Source organism: Nitrosomonas ureae (assembly GCF_001455205.1).
Taxonomy (GTDB): Bacteria; Pseudomonadota; Gammaproteobacteria; order Burkholderiales; family Nitrosomonadaceae; genus Nitrosomonas; species Nitrosomonas ureae.
In genome coordinates this window covers 2,097,584-2,116,470 of sequence record NZ_CP013341.1, presented here as the reverse complement: position 1 = coordinate 2,116,470, position 18,887 = coordinate 2,097,584, and the positions used below count along the sequence as shown (strand labels likewise).

General features: G+C 45.2%; 17 protein-coding genes. 5 read left to right on the top strand and 12 right to left on the bottom strand.

Annotated features, from left to right (window positions below; genetic code table 11):
* Positions 1-3: 3 nt before the first annotated feature.
* The 6 genes from ATY38_RS09685 to ATY38_RS09660 are packed head-to-tail and all read right to left on the bottom strand — an operon-like array spanning position 4 to position 5,118.
* Positions 4-1,179: a tetratricopeptide repeat protein gene (locus tag ATY38_RS09685; RefSeq protein ID WP_062559121.1), complete on the bottom strand. Its 1,176-nt coding sequence runs from the start codon at positions 1,177-1,179 to the stop codon at positions 4-6.
* Between the two features lie 8 nt (positions 1,180-1,187).
* Positions 1,188-1,823, bottom strand: coding sequence for an energy transducer TonB (locus tag ATY38_RS09680; protein WP_235590246.1), 636 nt, complete (start codon positions 1,821-1,823; stop codon positions 1,188-1,190).
* Between the two features lie 5 nt (positions 1,824-1,828).
* On the bottom strand, positions 1,829-2,233 hold the full coding sequence (locus ATY38_RS09675) for an ExbD/TolR family protein (RefSeq protein ID WP_062559119.1): 405 nt from the start codon (positions 2,231-2,233) through the stop codon (positions 1,829-1,831).
* Positions 2,230-2,856, bottom strand: coding sequence for a MotA/TolQ/ExbB proton channel family protein (locus ATY38_RS09670; RefSeq protein WP_062559118.1), 627 nt, complete (start codon positions 2,854-2,856; stop codon positions 2,230-2,232). The genes ATY38_RS09675 and ATY38_RS09670 overlap by 4 nt, the downstream gene beginning before the upstream one ends.
* Before the next feature lies 1 nt (position 2,857).
* A complete protein-coding gene (locus ATY38_RS09665) occupies positions 2,858-4,351 on the bottom strand; it encodes a MotA/TolQ/ExbB proton channel family protein (protein WP_062559117.1) in 1,494 nt (497 codons plus the stop codon).
* Positions 4,348-5,118 (bottom strand): DUF3450 domain-containing protein, encoded by a 771-nt coding sequence (locus ATY38_RS09660; RefSeq protein WP_235590245.1) that lies wholly within the window; start codon positions 5,116-5,118, stop codon positions 4,348-4,350. Before ATY38_RS09660 ends, ATY38_RS09665 begins: the two co-directional genes overlap by 4 nt.
* Positions 5,119-5,744: 626 nt before the next feature.
* Here ATY38_RS09660 and ATY38_RS09655 point away from each other — a divergent pair.
* Together ATY38_RS09655 and ATY38_RS09650 are read left to right on the top strand one after the other, a co-directional pair.
* Positions 5,745-6,332: a hypothetical protein gene (locus ATY38_RS09655; RefSeq protein ID WP_062559115.1), complete on the top strand. Its 588-nt coding sequence runs from the start codon at positions 5,745-5,747 to the stop codon at positions 6,330-6,332.
* Between the two features lie 57 nt (positions 6,333-6,389).
* Positions 6,390-7,199 (top strand): hypothetical protein, encoded by an 810-nt coding sequence (locus tag ATY38_RS09650; RefSeq protein ID WP_062559114.1) that lies wholly within the window; start codon positions 6,390-6,392, stop codon positions 7,197-7,199.
* 179 nt (positions 7,200-7,378) lie between these two features.
* Here the strand turns inward: ATY38_RS09650 and ATY38_RS09645 are convergent, their stop codons facing one another.
* Entirely contained in the window at positions 7,379-8,893 is a 1,515-nt protein-coding gene (locus ATY38_RS09645; protein WP_062559113.1) for a SulP family inorganic anion transporter, read from the bottom strand.
* A 227-nt stretch (positions 8,894-9,120) separates the two neighbouring features.
* Here ATY38_RS09645 and ATY38_RS09640 point away from each other — a divergent pair, with 227 nt between their 5' ends.
* Positions 9,121-10,458, top strand: coding sequence for a DUF2254 domain-containing protein (locus ATY38_RS09640; protein ID WP_062559112.1), 1,338 nt, complete (start codon positions 9,121-9,123; stop codon positions 10,456-10,458).
* 83 nt (positions 10,459-10,541) lie between these two features.
* On the opposite strand, the gene ATY38_RS09635 is transcribed toward ATY38_RS09640, so the two are convergent.
* Entirely contained in the window at positions 10,542-11,015 is a 474-nt protein-coding gene (locus ATY38_RS09635) for a hypothetical protein (protein WP_062559111.1), read from the bottom strand.
* Between the two features lie 329 nt (positions 11,016-11,344).
* On the opposite strand from ATY38_RS09635, the gene ATY38_RS09630 reads away from it, so the two are divergent.
* Entirely contained in the window at positions 11,345-12,136 is a 792-nt protein-coding gene (locus ATY38_RS09630; RefSeq protein ID WP_235590244.1) for an SH3 domain-containing protein, read from the top strand.
* Positions 12,137-12,138: 2 nt separating this feature from the next.
* Here the strand turns inward: ATY38_RS09630 and ATY38_RS09625 are convergent, their stop codons facing one another.
* Both ATY38_RS09625 and ATY38_RS09620 read right to left on the bottom strand, forming a co-directional pair.
* On the bottom strand, positions 12,139-13,815 hold the full coding sequence (locus ATY38_RS09625) for a sensor domain-containing diguanylate cyclase (RefSeq protein WP_062559109.1): 1,677 nt from the start codon (positions 13,813-13,815) through the stop codon (positions 12,139-12,141).
* Between the two features lie 27 nt (positions 13,816-13,842).
* Positions 13,843-14,268: a group III truncated hemoglobin gene (locus ATY38_RS09620; protein WP_013648069.1), complete on the bottom strand. Its 426-nt coding sequence runs from the start codon at positions 14,266-14,268 to the stop codon at positions 13,843-13,845.
* Positions 14,269-14,663: 395 nt separating this feature from the next.
* On the opposite strand from ATY38_RS09620, the gene ATY38_RS09615 reads away from it, so the two are divergent.
* Complete coding sequence (locus tag ATY38_RS09615) at positions 14,664-16,274, top strand: NAD-dependent malic enzyme (protein ID WP_062559108.1); 1,611 nt, start codon at positions 14,664-14,666, stop codon at positions 16,272-16,274.
* 30 nt (positions 16,275-16,304) lie between these two features.
* Here ATY38_RS09615 and serB read toward each other — a convergent pair whose 3' ends face one another.
* Both serB and ATY38_RS09605 read right to left on the bottom strand, forming a co-directional pair.
* Entirely contained in the window at positions 16,305-17,135 is an 831-nt protein-coding gene (serB, locus tag ATY38_RS09610; protein WP_062559107.1) for a phosphoserine phosphatase SerB, read from the bottom strand.
* A gap of 12 nt (positions 17,136-17,147) precedes the next feature.
* Positions 17,148-18,611 carry a sensor domain-containing diguanylate cyclase gene (locus ATY38_RS09605; protein WP_062559106.1) on the bottom strand — a complete coding sequence of 488 codons (1,464 nt, stop codon included), beginning with the start codon at positions 18,609-18,611 and terminating at the stop codon, positions 17,148-17,150.
* Positions 18,612-18,887: the final 276 nt, after the last annotated feature.

Here is an 18,887-nt window from a genome sequence, read left to right as displayed (position 1 = left end):
GCATCAGGTGCACTGCCAGGGTTCGTTTTTGCATACCTCCATCAAGCGACGAAGTTCAGTGGCTTTACGAAACAGCTCGGCGTTCGTGAGATGTTGCAGGTGCTTATCGACTGCGGAAAAACGGCGGCTCGAAAATAGCGCATAAGCCAATGCATAGCGAATATCCTGGTCTTCCAATAAACCGGTGCGGTACAGGCTGGATTCCATGTTGGCAGCGTGCTCGAATTGCTTTAATGCCAGCAGAATCGATAATCGCTGTTTCAACTTCACTTTCTGATCACTGATGCTTTCATTGAGCGTCAATGCTTTGTGAAACCGGCCTGCGCGCCGGTAGATTTCGGCAGCTTCCGCCTGTAATACGGGATTCAATAACGCAGCCTGTTCCAGGATAAATGCTGCGGAATTCAGCTGCCCTTGATCCAGATAAGTATGCGCAAGCAGTTTTGCCACCATTTCCTCATGCGGGTATTGCAGGCGCGCAACTTCAAGAATGTTGATGGCTTCCTGATATTCCCGGCTCAAACGCAACGCATTGCCGAAGGCGACATAATCCGCAGCGGTTGCATCAGCGCGCTTGAAATATTCCCGGCCTAATCGGATAGCTTCCTGATAGAGTCCCAATTCAACAAAATAGAACACCTTGCGTTTGAGAAAACGAGAATCCGATGGGAAAGCCCGCTGTCCTTCATTCAAGGTATCGATCGCCGCTGTGGTTCGTTGCAAGTGCCAGTAGGATTCCGCTTTCAAACTGATCAAGACTGCATCCTTGTTAACCAATGAACCCGCCTTTTCAAGGGCATCAAGGGTATTTTTGTAATCTTTCACTCCGAAGTAAGCTTGCGCCAAATAGATAAAGATGGATGGATCTTTTTGCCCATTCTTGACTGCCAGTCGCAAGCTGTCTTTGGCTGCTTCAAGGTCGTTCAATCCCAAATACGCTAAACCTTGCAGCGTATAAAATCTGGCCAGATCGGTCTTTTTATTGCCGAGGTCGACACTTTGCAATGCCAGCAAAGCGCGATCATGATGACCGTCTTTGAGCATGACCGCAGCCAATTCAATAAAATCGGTGGGTTGCTGCGTCTTATTATCGTTTGCTCCCGCAGGATAAGCGTAACAACTCAAGGCGATAGCCACATAAATCAGGTAATGAAATTGCCAAGCCCCGTGGTTTTTCATATCAACGATCAAGATAAATCAAAGCGAATTTTTTGCTTGGCCCAGACACGAACCGTGTCACCTTTGTACTTCGCCGGCTCAAAATGCCAAGCGCGAATGCCTTGCAGTGCTGCCGCATCGAAAATTCCGGAGGGGCTGGATTCCAGCACTTGTACCTGATTGACGGAACCATCGGCTTCGACCAATACCGACAAGACAACATAACCCTTGATGCCATTCCTTTTGGCAGTCGGAGGGTATTTGAACGATCCGCGCGCAATCGGTTTAGGTGGAATATCCACCAGATCGGCGGTCATGACGGCGTTACCGGTTTTACCGAGCAAACCATCGTCAATATCGCGTTGGCCGTTATCCAAACCCAGCGCACCCAAATCAATGCCGGAGAGCGCAGTATCCAATCCTTTGAAAGGTGCGGGCGCTTGCGGACGGGATACCTGCTTTTTAGGCTCCACTTTCTTGATCTCTTTTTTGGGTTCTTGTTTGATCTCCCGCGTCATGGAGATTTCCGTCACGTCCTGGGGAGGTGTTCTTTCAATCTTTCCCATGTAGTGATTTAATATCACGATCAACCCAAACACAAATACCAACCCGAATAACATCGACACGGCTCCAGCCAAATGCTGTTTCATATTGATAGTTCTCATTTTCTTTACCCCGCTTCTTTTTTAGTTGCAACACCCACGCTTTCGGCGCCTGCCAAACGCGCCTGATCCACCACTTCGACTAATCTTCCTGCCGGCACACCTTCATCCGTCACGATCAGAACAATTTTGTTGGAGGCCGTGCTCAACGCATCGCGTAACTTGCTTTGTATCAACCACAACCGCACCGGTTCGCCATCCATGTAAGTATCGCCGTTGCGATCGATAAACAAACGAATCGCCTTGCTCGATGCCGCTATGGCGCTATTCGCCTTAGGGCGCTCCAGTTCCAGCTTCATATCCTTGACAAAAGTCGTTGTCACCATAAAAAAGATCAGCAAGATAAAAACGATATCGATTAAGGGTGCCATATCGATGGTGGTTTCCACTTCGGCGGATTCTTTGTGTCTCATGATGAAAAGCTCTTGGTTGGGTGATGGTTAGGGATCTGATGGCACAGCAAGTCCTTGACTTGCGCAAGATCCAACTCTATTTGCTGCTGCTTGCGATTTAGCATGCTGTGCGCCAGCAAACCGGGAATGGCGACCGTAAGGCCCATCTGGGTGGTAAACAAAGCTTGTGAAATACCGCCTGCGATTCCCCCGGATTGCGAATGCAAAGTCATCGTTGCCAATGAATCAAAGGTTTCGATCATCCCGATCACCGTTCCCAATAAACCCAACAAAGGGGAAATGATGATGACGATGCGAACCAGAACGGAAAATTTACCGATTTCCCTTTCATATTCGTAAAAAGCGGCATCCAAATGGCGCCGCAGATTTTTCACCCCTTTCTTTTGCAATCGAACGCCTTGCTTAATGGCCTGAGCGACGATACTTGCAGCGGGCTTGTCATCGTGTTGCTGGTAATATTTCAATAAGTCGCGCACACTCATGCTTTTGGGTGATTTCATTACCCAGAATCGATAACCCAGGCCATACCATAGCAACAGGATGCATAGCACTAAAGGTGGCATTACAATTCCGCCTGCCGCCAGCAACTGTTTTATGATCAGAATGAATTCCGGGAAATCCATTTCAAGCATTCCCTAAGGCCAAGGCAGCTTCGTCCACAGTGGGTACATTCAGTTCATCGATATCCAGTCCGCCACCCAAAAAAACATTGATGATTTTGAGCGCTGAATGCTCCATGTCACGTTTAATATTTTTCGCCCAGGAAGACAGCAATGAACCGAGCATCAAGGCGGGAATGGCCACGATCAAGCCGAGTTGCGTGGTTACCAGAGCAATCGAGATACCATCCGACAAGAGCTTAGGATCTCCGGTGCCAAATTCGGTAATCATGTCAAAGGTTTCGATCATGCCCGTTACCGTACCCAGCAAACCGAGCAGCGGCGCCACGGAGGCAATCACCAATATCGCCGTGCCAAAACGATCTAATGGGTTGGATTCTTGCAGAATGGCTTCGTACACGATGCCTTCCATGTGATCCCGATCATCTTTCAAATGACGCAGGGTATAGTGCAACACGCGCCCGATCGCGGAAGAGTTGTCTTCACAGCTTTTCTTGGCCACATCCAGATCGCCGGAAGCCAATTCACCGAGAATTTGCTCCGTCAATTGCTGGGTGTTAGCGCTATTCGTCCGCAGCAAATGGGCGCGGATCAGAACCAGCAAGACTGCAAGGCCGCCCAGTATCACAATGATCCAACCAATGGGACCTCCGGAATCGATAATGCCTATGAGGGTTTTTTCAGGAGATTCATCGATGGAACTGGTGCGTGATTCAAATAGATACAACTGCAAAACATCCGGCTGTTCGTTATTGCTCAATACAGTGGCGTTTTCTGCACCCGCATTTTTCCAAACCTTGAAATCTCCTCCCCCGGCAGGAACCAGACTCCCGCTGCCACCGTCGCTGATGCCATAAGCTGCAATATTGCCCAGATGAATCAACGATCCTTCAACCTGTTTACCGTTGGCCAGGAAAAAATGACCTGGCTTGGTCTGGATTGCGCCGAGATTCCGCAGTAAAGACAATGCTTGCTTAAACAAAAAATCAACTTTGACCGGATCGTTATCCTTGGCTTCCTTCATTGCCTCCGGCATTTCTATGCCATGATTTTTCAAAGTCCCTTCAGCTTGCAAATAGGTGGTTTCCAGAGCATCGCTACGTTCTATCACAGCGGCTTCCTTATGTTCCGATTCGCTAAGCTGTGCGCTTAACTGATCAATTCGGGCTGATCGTTCGACCGAGCTGCGTTCAAGCGCGTTGACTTTACCGCTCAGCGCCTGCTCTTCCCGATTGGCGCTGGCCTGATAATTTCTCAAGCGTTCGGCCAATTCACGTTTCTGCGCTTCCAGAAAAGCATATTCACGCTTATAAGCCGTTTCCAGATTAACGGTATCCTGCTTGATTGAATTTGTTTTTTTGGCGGGTGCAGATTCAGGCTTTCTTTCAGGTGCTGAAACCGATACATTCTCAGTGGCTTCAGCGCCCTTCCGATCCTGCGCAAAAACCAAATGCGGCAGAATCATTGACAATGTCAGGATTAATAATTTTATTTTCATTTTTTTAACGGATTCGGTAATTCAAAATAACCCTGGCGAATTTGTTTCTTCAATGAATCAAACAAATTCCTGATTCGCTCCCTATCGCCTGCGTTATCCACCATCTCAAACTTCCAGCCGCCTTGCGCCAGCTTCCTGGCCATGCCGCTTTGGTTATCCTTGGTTTGAAAGAAAAGAAATACCGTGCCCAGTTTGGCGATATCCACCAGCACTTTTTCCCCGTCGAGCATTATCGTTTGCTGATAAATGCCATTTTCCTTGCTCAGACGAATTTCATCCTCTATCAATGACCACGCCTGGTTGACTGCCTTGTTGGGATCTATCTGCTGATTGATCAGATTGTTTTCCAGATCATTAATCGCCTTGACGCGATCTTCCATTTTGAATGGGAAGCCGGTTTGAATATGCCGCCGGTATTCACCCAATGCCGCCAGCAGAACCGGCTTCAAACTTTCACCCGATTGCTCCGCCTGTTTCGCAGTAACGCCCAGCTTCTCAATGGAATGCTGCAACTTCTCGATACTCAGTTTTTGCCGCCGCTCTTCAACACTCAAATCCGCCAATTGCGAATTCAATGCTGATATTCTGCTGCCGTGCTTTTCCTTCTCGAGATCCAGCTGCATTTGTAGCGTTTCCACTTCACCGCGGATTTTGGCCAATGACTTGGCCAGGTTCTCCAGGCTACTCCCCATCGCTACAGGCGTAGATAACAGCAAGATCATCACGCTGGAAAATAAAGCTGTTTTTTTAAAAAAATGGTTAGGCATAAATTCCTCATCAACAATGCCCATGCATACTACAAGTTGAATATTTCACTTTCATGACAGTTCGATGTCATTTCATCAATCCCTTCCGAGATCAATCAAAGTCTTTGCAATCGAACAGCTACGGGGATACTGGGGTAATGCGGTCTTTTGAAGAGTTATCAATCTTTTGATGCAGGAGAGGTATCTGTCAGTCTGAAAAGATATTAAGAAATAGCAGATTGATTGTTACATTAAAAAAATGTAATTGGATGCATTTGTACTGATATTTCTAGCAGTTCCATATATCTCGGGATAGCAATGAGTTTGTTGGAATAGATAGCGATATTGAATCGTATTGGGTTATGGGATCAAAGGATCAGGTCGAAAATAGAGAATATAGCCGATGAATTAGGCACAATTTGTCTATTGGTCTTGCGATGTGCATATCACTTGTTTCAGATTCGTAATTCGGCACTTGACCTTGGTTATGCGTTATCAATTGCATCCAACAACGATTGAGGTTATTCTGCGCAAGAATAAAAAGCAAGAACTCTTGATTCTAAACCTGATAGCTCTTTCTGACTCGACATCACCTACCAGATTATTGGACAAAATATCTTATATATTACGCTAGGGTTTAGAAGCACGTGGAAACACATACACAGAATAAGAAGCAAATAGCTCTCGGATTATTCCTACTTGGCTTATTGCTATTTGGCGGGTATTTACTACTCGCCAAGATTTGGGATGTATTCTCATCAATAGATCCAAAACTAGGTGCTGGCCTCGTTGCTGCATCTGCAACAATATTGGTTTCGGTATTTACTGTTCTTGTTTCAAAGCACCTTGAAAGAAAAGCGGAAATATTGGCTCATCTTAGAGAAAAGAAAATACCAACATATGAAAAAATTATTAATTTTATCTTTAGCTTAACTTTCGCAGAGAAATTAGGAAAGAAACAGCCCTCTGAAAATGAAATGATCAAGTTCATGGCAGAAATCACTCAAGAATTAGTCATTTGGGGTTCTGACGAAATGCTGGAAGCGTTCTATAAATTTAGAATGATGAGCATTGAAAATGCGGATGGTAATTCAAACAATCCATATGCTGTTTTGTTCATGGTAGAGGATTTGCTTTTGGCTATCAGGAAGGATTTAGGCCATAAGAATAAAAACATTTCACGAGGTAAAATACTTGGGTTATTTGTAAATGATCTCCCAAATGAACTTAAATAAACTAACAAAGCAAATCCACGCGGACTACCAAAAGCGGCATTAAGCATCGCAAAAAGCATGACTACTACCCCTGACCGCATTCGTCACGTATCGCTAAAGATCGATCGAGCCAAGGCCCATGCGGCCGCTCTGCGTGACGCCGTTCGGCAGTTCTTCGACACGAAGCCCTATACGATTGGCGCAAAGCAGCACCCGGCCACGCGCAAGGTCGTATACTACATCGAGCAGGCGCCAGCTGCGCCGGATGACCTTCCACTTCTAGCAGGCGACACCATTCAGAATCTCACCACGGCGCTCGATCATTTGGCCTACCAGCTTGTGTGCAAGGACACGGGCGACGCTCCACCAAATCCGCGAGGAATCTACTTTCCCATCGCCGACGATCAAGCTAAGTACGATGCCTCCAAGGCTAACAGGCTCCCAGGTGCCTCGCCCAACACTATCGCCTGCATTGATGCAGTTCGACCCTATCGCGGTGGAAACGACGCGCTTTGGCGACTCGGTCGACTGAACAACGTTGAAAAGCACCGGTTGCTCTTCACGGTTGGTTCTCAAGCGGCGGGAATTCACCTAGGCCAACTGATGTCCAACCTCGCCGCCGGATCGATGCCTCCGGATACAGTGGCGGCCTTCGCGAAAATGGACATCTACATTAATCCAGCAGACAAGGGCTTTCCACTGCAGCCTGGGTTCGAGCTCTACATAGGTCAAGTAAACGAAGTAGCGGATCTCAAGCAACAGTTTCGTTTTCAGCTTGTACTGCATGAACCCGGCATCGCCGAAGGCCTTCCACTCATTGAGACTATCGACGAAATGATCGCAGCTGTTGACTCTGTCACTACGGATCTCGTGTCTTTACTCGAGTAGTCTTCGAAACATCGCGGGGTCTACCACCGTATTTTGCAGGATGACAGCATTCTAATGGGGTCAAGTCGCAAATCAAGAGAAATAAACGTCCCCAAAATAAAGCGCACTGTTGGTTACAGAATCACGAATATAGATTACAAAACAAAAAATCATGCAACCCATCGACAATGTTCTCAATTCTACTCCTGTCCCCATTTTCCTCCAAGTAACCTGTTTTCCAACGTCTTCCAATCGAAAGACACTGTTCCATTTCTGGCTTCATAAAATCTCTTCCATGAGACCAACAAGTTAAGGCATGCGTGATCAATATAGCGTAGATCATCGAAATCGAGATGTACATTTCTCTTCAATGGAATGTCGTCCAGGATATTGGCCATCTTGGGAAGACTTACGAACGTGGCGGCACCGGAGAATTTGATGGAAATCGGTTTGTCGTTCATCCCTGGGTCGACGGAAACCTTAAGGGTGTTGGTTGAATAAATCAGCTTCGCAAGTGCCACACCGAGCCCTGCAAGCACGCCTATCAAGAGGTTAGTTGTCACAATGGTCACCAGGGTCACCGCATATACGGCGACTTCTCCCCGGCCGAACATTGAAAGTGTTCGGATAGCCTGCACATTGATGAGGGTATAGCCGGTATACACGAGAAGGGCGGCCAAGCTCGCGATGGGAACCCGTTCGAGTATTTGCGGGAAAAGTCCGGCAAAAAGCAGTAACCATCCACCATGCAAAATGGCTGAAACACGGGTTCGGCCTCCACTCTGAATATTGGCTTTGCTGCGGACAATCACCCCGGTCATGGGTAAAGCGCCAAGGAATCCACACAAAAGATTGCCCATTCCCTGAGCGGACATTTCCCGGTTATATCGGGTTCGCGAACCCAAATGCATTTGGTCGACGGCAGTGGCGCATAAGAGGGTTTCCGCGCTGGCGATAAAGGCAATGGCGATTGCCATGGACAATAGGGACGGATCGAGAAGGGAGGAAAAATCCTCCATTCTCAGAAAATCGATCGAGCTGCCGAGGCTATCTTGGAATTCAATATAATCGATAGAGAGATTTTGCACATAGGCTACTCCACTGGCGACCAATACCCCCACCAAGGGAGCCGGGATAAATTGAAATCTTTTGGGCACCAGGAATTGCCAAAGAATAATGACTGCGATCGTGAGAATTCCAATGTGGGCCGACACCCAATGGCTCGGGTCATCCCCCTCATGAGGAATCAACCCTTTCCTCATCGCTTCGGGAATGGTCAAAATATTCTCAAGCCCGCTTTCCTTGGGCGTGTCCCCAATCATGATGTGAAATTGGCTTGCCAGGATGAGCACGCCGATTCCCGCTAACATCCCTTGAATAACTGCCGGGGAAACGGCCCGGAACCATTGGCCCAACTGGAGAAATCCCGCCAGGATTTGAATGGCGCCTGCCGCCAGAACCACTATCCCTAGTTTGTCTACGCCAAAACGCTGGATCATATCGAAGACAAGTACGGTCAAACCGGCAGCCGGGCCGCTGATCTGCAGCGGACAACCGGCAAGAAATCCGACCACCAGGCCACCGACAATACCGGTGATAATGCCCTTCACGGGAGGGACACCGGAAGCAATGGCAATGCCCATGCACAACGGCAATGCCACCAGAAATACCACAACGGACGCCAAAAAATCACGTTGCACATCTTTCCGCGTCATCGTGCAAAACCCCTTCCATTGTAGTTTCTTAATCATCAATCATCCGACAGGGTCAATGAGGAAGAGTTTCTTCACCCAGGCATTCTTGCCCGTCTTGACCTCTTTTGGAAATACGCGGAAGCCACAAGACTATCCGGCGTTATAATGAATTCTATTTATTTGCATGCCAATACCAGTCAAAATCCGACTTATCCCTAACGCTATGTGGCAGCGCAAAGGAGCACAAGATGCCCTCTATAATCTCAACCGACCAATTAAGATTTTATATCAATCGACTACGCGAACGCCTCTGGGTAAAACCCTTGGTGGCTTGCCTGCTGTCGATCGCTGCGGCGCTCGCAGCCAAACTCGCAGATGGCACCGAGTTGGGATTAATTCTTCCCACAATTAAACCCGAGCCTGTTGAAACCATACTTTCCATCATGGCTGCCAGCATGCTGGTGATTGCCACCTTTGCAGTAACCTCCATGGTTTCGGCCTATGCTTCGGCAAGCAGCACAGCAACACCGCGATCATTTTCATTGGTGATCGGCGATGATCGATCACAGAATGCGCTATCGACATTCATTGGCGCTTTCATATACAGCATTGTGGCTTTGACGGCCATGAAGAACGGTTATTTCGAAGCAGCAGGACGTTTTACACTTTTCATCCTCACGGCCATTGTATTCGGCGTGGTGATCATAACGTTTGTGCGTTGGGTGGACAGCATTGCTCGTCTGGGCCGCATCGGGACCACCATCGCCAAGGTTGAGCACGCAACTGCCCAAGCGTTGATGCTCCGGCAGAAGGCGCCCACCCTCGATGGTATACCGGTAGTATCACAGGTTCACGGATGGGCAGTATTCGCGTCACATGTAGGCTATGTACAGCATATCGATATTGCAGCCCTTGAGACATGGGCGAGAAAGAATGAAGGTCGAGTAGTGATTGCGGCTTTGCCCGGGACATTTGCAGCTCCCGGCCGAGAATTGGCCTACATCAGCACTTGTTCGGGAGAAATAACAGAGAACGACAAACAACAAGTCATCCAATCGTTTCAAATCGGAAACAACCGGCTTTTCGATGATGATCCGCGATTCGGTCTGGTGGTTTTATCGGAGATTGCCTGCCGCGCATTGTCTCCCGCGGTCAATGATCCCGGCACGGCTATCAATATTATTGGCACATTGGTGCGGCTTTTTGTTCTGTGGAATAACCCTCCCTCCAAAACTGAAGATGAGCATGCCGCGAGGTATGGTCGCGTGGAAGTCCCCGAGATTTCAATTCACGACATGTTCGATGATGCTTTCACCGGTATCGCTCGTGACGGTGCCGGCACGGTGGAGGTGATGATCAGGTTGCAGAAAGCGCTTCAATCCCTCGTCTTGATTGGAGATGCATCGATGCAGGAAGCCGCCAAGCATCATGCACGGCTGGCGTTGAAACGCGCACAACTCGCTCTGAATCTGACAGAAGATTTGGCAACCGTATGCAATGCCGCTGCATTTGCAAGCACGGATGTATCACCCAGGAATCTGCAAGGTTTATCCGGTGATGGCGTTCAGAATCATCGAGCGCCATGAATCTATTTCCCAAGATACGCAAGAATCTAATCTGGGAAACCATTGCATCTAATTTGCGACTGACGGGATGCAACAAAATTTACTTATTTCGATTCTGCGTATTCAATCGAATAATCCCATACTAACTTATTCTCCAGATTCTGATCTGAGTATAAATTTATTTCTTTTTTAAAATCCCTGGCTTGCCCGGGAGGAATCGTTATATAGATATATTCTTTTTTTTCCGCGAAAACGATGCAATGCGGATCATCATCATTTGCGCAATCTTTAGCATTGATTCTTAGCTGGAGACCGTTCAGTGTATATTTCTCTGAGTTATTAACGATGCGCCCCGTCAATTCATATTCATTATTGTTCATAGTTTCAAAAGATATGTTTCTCAAGATCACTTCTGCAGAAGAAATTTTACTCTTGGATTTATTTTTCTCGTATTCTTGGAATCCCCAAATCAAAGAACCGCCCACGATGCCAATCACAATGAAGTAACCTGCAAACTTTCTAAAGCGTTCCGACACCACGAGCAAAATTAAAATAATAATTCCGAAGAGCCATTTCATAAGAAATTCCTCATATAAAGATTGATTTTGATTCCATGATAAAGAAAGTTGATAAGCGGGTTTGAATTACTCGGCAATAAAAGAGCAGTTTCAATCACGCTCAAACATCGACATTCCTTCTTAGGCCTGTAAAATCAATCGATTGTACAACATGCGTTATTTTATCAATTTCCTGGGCTAGCAATTAATTTACGGGATTGTTGCTAATGAATAATAAAAATTTTTCGCTTTCATACTACAATTGGAATCAGTTCGATCCCAAAACGCATGAATATGAATCAATTAATAAATGTCATACTGATCAATCCAAAATTATCGGAAGCAAAAATATGAATTATTTATTCCCCTTTATATCATCTTTTCCCATTAAATTTTTGGGCTCATTATTAACTCAGGTTACTTTATGCCTTTTGGCCTTAAATTTGATCGGGTGCGCGTCTCAGGAATCCGTTCCAACCCCGGTTATTGAACCCCTACCGGTAGCCACCGTCGAGGATGAAAGCTTAAAAAAAGAAATTGACCGTTTGGAAAAAATAATTGCAGAGAAGGACAAAATAATACGAGATCAGCAGGTTAAACAAAATACTCAAGCGCAAACATTGCAGGAGGTCAATAAAGAGGCGGTCCGTACTCAGGTTAAATTACATCGGTTAGCTACCAAATCCAGCACCGCTTCTGCCATAGCGGAAACTGAAGTAAGCCTAGAGCGCCTGAAACAAGCTCAAATTCCAGCAGCCGATCAAATCCTGCGAGTACAAGCACATCATCTCGTTGAAACGGCCTCGGTCCTTTTTACCCAGGATCAATTTGCTGCAGCCATGAATTACATCGCACAAGCAAAACAGTTGATCGATTTGATCACTCATCCCAGTCGCAAGAAAACAGTCGATGATAACAATTCGTTTTTTGAATTTAATACACCGATACAATTGCACACAAAAACGAATGTCAATATACGCACGGCTCCCAATGCCAATGCCAAAATAATCACCCTGCTGAAAAAAGATACCAAAGTATCAGCAAATGCTAGCCTGGGTTCCTGGTTAAGAGTGCAGCATGACCAGAATCAAGGATGGGTTTTTAACACAGGGCTAGAAGCAAGAGGAAACAACACGCCGTAGCGTCAACTGTGTTGCTGCTTTACTTTCGGTATAGGCGCTACACAGTGGACTTGATTACGCCCGGAGCGCTTGGCTTGGTACAACGCGCTATCCACCCGGGCTAGTAGCGTAGTCAAAGATATATCTTCCGGTTCACTTTGAATAATCCCGATACTCAGCGTAACTCTGAGCGTTTTATTGAGCGAACTGCAATGCACATTCGCAACTTGTGCACGTATCCGCTCCGCGGTTTTCATCGCTTCATTTACAGCGGTTTCAGTCAGAATGATGATGAACTCATCACCCCCATAACGGGCGGCGAAATCAACGTTGCGAATTGATTGTGAGATTTTTTTCGCTACCGCAGCGATAACCTCATCACCTGCTACGTGTCCGAGGTTATCATTAAAAGTCTTAAAATGATCAACGTCGATCATCAGTACAGCGAAAGGACGTTTATTCCGTTCATATCGAGCCAGCTGATCGCTAATGATCACATTCAGTTTATTACGGTTATAAAGCCCCGTTAAACTATCGGTAACCGATAGCGTTTCCAATAAGTGATTTTTCTTCTGCATGGCATCACTGGCAGCAGTAATTTCTATCTGATTCTGCCGCAGCTTATCAGTCATCTGATTAAATCTTTGGGTAAGTTGGCCTACTTCATCACGTTGCGAATTGATTAATTCGACGTTAAGATCACCTTCCACAATCTTCTCTGTGGCGTTAATCAGTTTTTGCAAAGGAGCCACAATGGCATGGCTCATCCGTAATGCAATGGCTGTCACCAGAAAAATAATGATACTGATCAGGCCAGCAAACAAATTACGTTGCTGTTCCCAAGCCGAATAAACAGATTCATAGCTTCTGAATGCAATTATCGTGACAGAAAGTTTCTCTGATTCGTACGCCAGACCGACCACTTTTTCTTGCTGTGGCCCAAGAAAAATCTCATATTCTCCCGGGTTGTCTTTTAAGAGTTTCATTACATCGGGATCAAGCAGCCTGGACTCATTTGTCTTCAGAATCCCTATATCACTGGCTAACATTATATTTCCGGCTTTATCTAACAACAGAACTTCACCGAGAGGCGATTTAACTTTATCTTTTAAGCCTGACTGAATGCCGCGCATATCAAACGTTACAATCAACGCCCCCAGGATATAATCATCAATCGATAATATGGGTACCGACACGCTTAAGATTGCAGTTGCATAATTTTCATTCCACTCCGGGGAAATGACGACATCGCCCTGAATAGAAGCATCTTCCGGCCAGTTCTGTGATAATGTCACTGATAAAGGTGATGCTACATTACTTGCAACTATTCCACCTTCCACATCAACCACCGTCAATTCCAATACATCCTCCAGCCGCCTATGCACTGATTTCAGATAAAGCTCCAGGGCTCCTTGCTGAGCCTTGGATGTATTTTTCTGCGGCTGATTTTCTAAAGATAATCCCTCAATAAGAATTTTAGAAGTGGAAATAGATGTTGCAAGATCACGCGCAACCAGAGCCTGCTCCTTAATCCATAGATCCGACTCCCGGCCGGCATAGTTAGCCAGGGCACGTAGCTCACGCGTAACATTCTCGTTGATCATCGCGTCATTTTGCTGAAACGACAATATACCCAACCCTACAGCAGGAATCAGTGTAGCCAGAATAGAGAAAACAATAATTTTGCTTTTAATCTTCAAATTAAACCTTGATCAGGTCATCATAAGTTATAGAGTACGAAGCGCTATCGGTTGCTTATCAGGATAATTACTGATTTGATAACCCTGCCATAATCGACCTGCGATAAAAGATGCGATGGCGTTGGCATGCTGCTGTAAATTCGGATTGCCCAACTCCTCGGTGGTTTGCCGAAAAATTTGCAACCAACGCTCAAATAACTCGGCAGTAAGTTCAGGCAGTGCAATATGCTTAGGCATCGGTGCTCCACGAAATCTGCTAGTCCCGCGTAATTGTGCTGACCAGAAATTAGTCATTTGTACAAAATGTGCATCCCAATCAATCACATGCGCTTCAAAAATAGGGCCTAGTGAAGGATCTTTTCTGGCTTTCGCATAAAAAGTATGCACTAATTGTGCTACATCTTCCTCAGTATATAAGCTTGGATTAGGCATGGAAAAAGGCGTTTGATTCATAATTTTATTGATTACCTCATTAAAGTTATTAATTAAGATTGTTAACTAAGAGTGTCTAACAAAAAGATCTTTTAAACTTGCATCAAATCTATTGTTATGGGAAATTTTCATATTGACTCAACTTTTCTTTGCATGAGCTTGTTATACAAAGAAAGTATCAAAAATGCGTTGTCGCAATTTCATTGAAGTAATATTGCAATGACTCAAATCCGACTAATTTTTTCCGACAAAAAATTCCAGAATTATTGGGAACAAGAATCCTCAGGTATTTCTTACCGAAACGGAGAAGTCTATCTTTCGTTATCTCGATTGTCCAATTTGGAATCACTTAGAATTATCCTGAATAGCAAGACAAGTAGTATGATTCCCTAATCTTTCAGGAAATCCCAATCACTATGAAAAATTTACATGGAAGAACGCTACTGACAAATCCGGCTTATACGAAATCAACCGGATTTACACATGCAGAACGTGAACTTTACGGCCTGCGGGGATTGCTTCCTTACAATGTCGCAAGCCTGGACAAGCAAATAGAACGCGTACTCGGCAGCTTGCGCCGCAAAAATAGCGCCATAGAAAAATATATATTCTTAAATGCCCTGCTGGAGCGCAATCAACGGCTTTTTTATCGCACCATGATTAATCATATCGAAGAGATTATGCCATTAGTCTATACTCCTACCGTTGGGGAAGCTTGCAGGGAATTTGCACATATTTTCAGGAATGCACAAGGATTCTATATTTCCCCTGAAGACCGCGGAGAAATTACCACCATCCTAAAAAACTGGCCCGAAGAAGATATCCGGGTCATTGTTGTGACCGATGGAGAACGGATTTTAGGCTTGGGAGATTTAGGCGCCAATGGCATGGGTATCTCCATCGGAAAAGTCGCTTTGTATGTTGCATGCGCCGGAATTCATCCGGCACAATGCATGCCGGTCATGCTCGACGTAGGCACCAATAATGCCCCCTTGCGCGAAGACCCATTATATCTGGGTTACCCCTACCCGCGTATTAACGCTGATGCTTACCGCTCGCTGGTGGATGAATTTGTAAAAGCAGTGCAATCACGCTACCCGAATGCATTGATACAGTTTGAAGATTTCTCGTCGCCGCATGCATTTGAATTTTTAGATCGCTACGCCCCGGAAGTACGGTGTTTTAACGACGATATACAAGGGACTGCTGCAGTTACTTTAGCGGGTATTTATACCTCATGCCGTATTACCAAGAAAAAATTCACCGACCTGAATATCATGTTCTTGGGCACAGGATCTGCTGCAAGCGGAACTGCAGAACTGGCCGTGAATGCATTCATTGCCGCTGGGTTAAACCAATCGCAAGCACAGAAAAGACTTTGGTTCATCGATAGAAAAGGTCTTGTAACTGCGCACAACGAAAATATTAAACCCCGCATCAAACCTTTTGCACATGAGCACCCTGCTTGCAGTTTCGTAGATGCCATCAGCACGATCAAACCGGATGTACTGATTGGTGCCACGGGCGTAGCAGGAACATTCACCGAAGCTATTGTACGAGAAATGTCTGCAGTTAATGAACGTCCGGTTATTATCGCTTTATCGAATCCAACCTCGCATACCGAGTGCACGGCTGAGCAAGCTTATGATTGGAGTAATGGACAAGCCATTTTTGCCAGCGGGAGCCCGTTTGATCCCGTAAGATACAAGAATCAATTACTTAAGCCTGCACAAGGCAATAACGCTTATATTTTTCCAGGCATAGGCCTCGGTATTTATGCCAGTGCCGCCCGACTGGTAACACAAAGCATGTTTTTGGCCGCCGCAGATGTTTTAGCAAGCATTGTTTCGGAACAAGAAATTCACAGCGGCGCAGTTTACCCTTCACTGACCCGCGTACGTGAAGTCTCTCATGCTATCGCTGTCGCCGTCTGCCAAGTGGCTATCCAAGAAAAACTGACAAGTTTGAGTATGCCGGAAGATCTTGGCAACTATGTCAGATCATTGATGTATGAACCCAATTATTAGATCATTTATTGCGCTGAAGAATCTGGAGATTCATGCGAATAGATTGATCACGCCATCCAAACCCACATAATTAATCGAATACGTTGCATGTTGTTGAACAATGGGTTTGGCATGATAGGCAATGCTGATCCCGGACTCAGCCATCATACCCAGATCATTTGCGCCATCTCCAATCGCAATGATCTGTTCACGTTTCAGTCCAAGGTTATCGCGCACCTGTTTTAATACCTGCGCCTTTCCTTCCCTACCAATAATTTCTCCCACTACTTTTCCGGTCAGCTTATTATTTTCAATCTCCAATACATTGGCAGCCGCAAAATCAAGTCCCAATTTTTCCTTAATCCGTTCGGTGAAAAATGTAAAACCACCAGAAAGCACCATTGTCTTTATCCCGCACCTCTTCGCTTGTTGCAGCATTTTCTCGGCACCGGGACTAAGCCTGACTCGCTCATCATAGACTTTCTGCAATGCATCTTGATGCAAACCTCGCAATAACCAGGTCCGGCGCGTCAGGCTTTCTTCAAAGCTTATTTCCCCCCGCATCGTTTGCAGTGTAATCGCTGAAACCTCAGGCCTGAAATTTTGCATATCAGCAATCTCATCAATGGATTCAATTGCTAGCAACGTAGAATCCATGTCCATTACAATTAATTTAATATCCGACAATTTTTGTTCGGGTTTTACAAACGCAAAATCCAATTCCGAGTGCAAACAATACTCAGGAATATCATTGGAATATGTCGCATTTGTCAAACGAAAGGCTTGACCGGTAATCCGCTCAATTCCATCCGCATGGGCTAGTTTTGCAACAGACCGTAAGTCGCTGTTATTAACTTCCAGTCCTTGAAGGATTAGATTCATAAAATAGTGATCCTAGCTGGGGCTCCATTCAATAATTTGATTACGCCCCGCATGCTTAGCCGCATAAAGTGCAGAATCCGCAGCTTTAATTAAGTCTTTTGCATCATGGAAAGATGCGGCATTTTCATAATATGAGGCAACTCCAATTGAAGCAGTGATATGGATAATGCTGTTGCTATCAAATTTATACGAGATTGCGGCAACCGAATCTTTTAGCCTGGCAATGAGATTCCTTGCAGCAGAGAGCGGCGTTCCGGGAAGAATTAAAGCAAATTCCTCACCACCATAACGACTCAACGTATCATCCTGGCGGATTTGGTCAAAAATCGTTTTCACTACAGTGGCCAAAAGATAATCCCCTGCCACATGGCCGTATGTATCGTTAACATGCTTAAAATGGTCAAGATCAATGATTGCAACTGTCAACGGCAAATTATATTGTGTTGACAGATTAAACTCTCGCCGTAATGTTTCATCAAAATACGTGCGATTATAAGCACCTGTCAATCCATCGCGCTGCGACTTATCTTCCAGGTCTTTGATTCTTGATAGACTATGGATCATCAACAATTCTTTCGCTTCAGCCAGAATCCCGTTGACTTCTGAAGAATCATGCAGCGTCATTTCAAACAAATCTTCAACAGCATTCAGTTCCACTTCCATGATCTTGATAACCTCAATGAGTACGTCTGTATCAAATCCAAGCCAGTTTTGTGCTGCTTGATTTAAAGCGGTTATTTTGTCAGCATCATGGGGATACAAAAAATAATCCGCTAAGTAACGAGAAACCGCTAAACATGCCTGCAAGGTTGGGCCTAAGTTTTTCGGTTCCGGTTGACTGTGACTATTAATGCAAGATAACGCAATGTAATCAGGGATGTGCCATTTTTTGAGCAAAGCATAACCTAATTCATCGTGCCCGGCACCAAACGCCTCGCGCTCGTTATTGAGCAATGTATCATGATCAGTAGTCGAGGCAAAAACCGCTCCATATTCTTCTGGCATAATGATCCAAAATGCAAGGATACCGATCTCTTGAATCAAACCTGCTAGAAATAAATCATCCAGAAAATTCAATTCAAGCTTTTCTCCAAGTGCACGACTCGCTAGCGCTGAAGCTATCGACCTGCGCCAAAAAATATTGCTATCAAAAATGGAACTCTGGCTCGATAATGGACTTTTGATTAGGGAATTCGTTAAGGAAAAAGATAGAGCAATAACAAGCACGGTATGCGTACCCAGTATGCTGACAGCTTGCCGGATATTTGTTGCGATCCGGCGGGATTTATATAATGGTGTATTGGCAGTTCGAAGTAATTTTGCAGAAAGCACCGGATCCAATGAAATATATTGACAAACCGCTCCGATATCGGCATCAGGATCATTCGCCAGTTCAATTATTTTGACAGCGACCGCAGGCAAACTCGGCAACGTTGTACAAAAATTTAATCTTCTTTTCAATACATCATCAATCACTTACCACCCTTATTATTATACAATACTTATATACTATTGAATAACATACTGATTATATTTTCATTATAATATATAACATAGCATATTTGCTTATTTCTACAAGGATTATCTATTATAACTTATCAAATTATTCACCATACTTCTTGGTTCTCATCAGGCGCTCATTTTCCAATCAAGTTGTATGCTGTTAGATTATCGTAGAAATTATTTTGATTATTTGGAACAAAGCGGTTATAAGACAATTAACCGAATAAAAGCCAAGCTAATTAATTGTTC

What these genes read in the sequence shown, in the direction of transcription:
- ATY38_RS09685 (WP_062559121.1), bottom strand. Translation starts at nt 1,179, where the DNA reads ATGAAAAACCACGGGGCTTGGCAATTTCATTACCTGATTTATGTGGCT.
- ATY38_RS09680 (WP_235590246.1), bottom strand. Translation starts at nt 1,823, where the DNA reads ATGAGAACTATCAATATGAAACAGCATTTGGCTGGAGCCGTGTCGATG.
- ATY38_RS09675 (WP_062559119.1), bottom strand. Translation starts at nt 2,233, where the DNA reads ATGAGACACAAAGAATCCGCCGAAGTGGAAACCACCATCGATATGGCA.
- ATY38_RS09670 (WP_062559118.1), bottom strand. Translation starts at nt 2,856, where the DNA reads ATGGATTTCCCGGAATTCATTCTGATCATAAAACAGTTGCTGGCGGCA.
- ATY38_RS09665 (WP_062559117.1), bottom strand. Translation starts at nt 4,351, where the DNA reads ATGAAAATAAAATTATTAATCCTGACATTGTCAATGATTCTGCCGCAT.
- ATY38_RS09660 (WP_235590245.1), bottom strand. Translation starts at nt 5,118, where the DNA reads ATGCCTAACCATTTTTTTAAAAAAACAGCTTTATTTTCCAGCGTGATG.
- ATY38_RS09650 (WP_062559114.1), top strand. Translation starts at nt 6,390, where the DNA reads ATGACTACTACCCCTGACCGCATTCGTCACGTATCGCTAAAGATCGAT.
- ATY38_RS09645 (WP_062559113.1), bottom strand. Translation starts at nt 8,893, where the DNA reads ATGACGCGGAAAGATGTGCAACGTGATTTTTTGGCGTCCGTTGTGGTA.
- ATY38_RS09640 (WP_062559112.1), top strand. Translation starts at nt 9,121, where the DNA reads ATGCCCTCTATAATCTCAACCGACCAATTAAGATTTTATATCAATCGA.
- ATY38_RS09635 (WP_062559111.1), bottom strand. Translation starts at nt 11,015, where the DNA reads ATGAAATGGCTCTTCGGAATTATTATTTTAATTTTGCTCGTGGTGTCG.
- ATY38_RS09630 (WP_235590244.1), top strand. Translation starts at nt 11,345, where the DNA reads ATGAATTATTTATTCCCCTTTATATCATCTTTTCCCATTAAATTTTTG.
- ATY38_RS09620 (WP_013648069.1), bottom strand. Translation starts at nt 14,268, where the DNA reads ATGAATCAAACGCCTTTTTCCATGCCTAATCCAAGCTTATATACTGAG.
- ATY38_RS09615 (WP_062559108.1), top strand. Translation starts at nt 14,664, where the DNA reads ATGAAAAATTTACATGGAAGAACGCTACTGACAAATCCGGCTTATACG.
- serB (WP_062559107.1), bottom strand. Translation starts at nt 17,135, where the DNA reads ATGAATCTAATCCTTCAAGGACTGGAAGTTAATAACAGCGACTTACGG.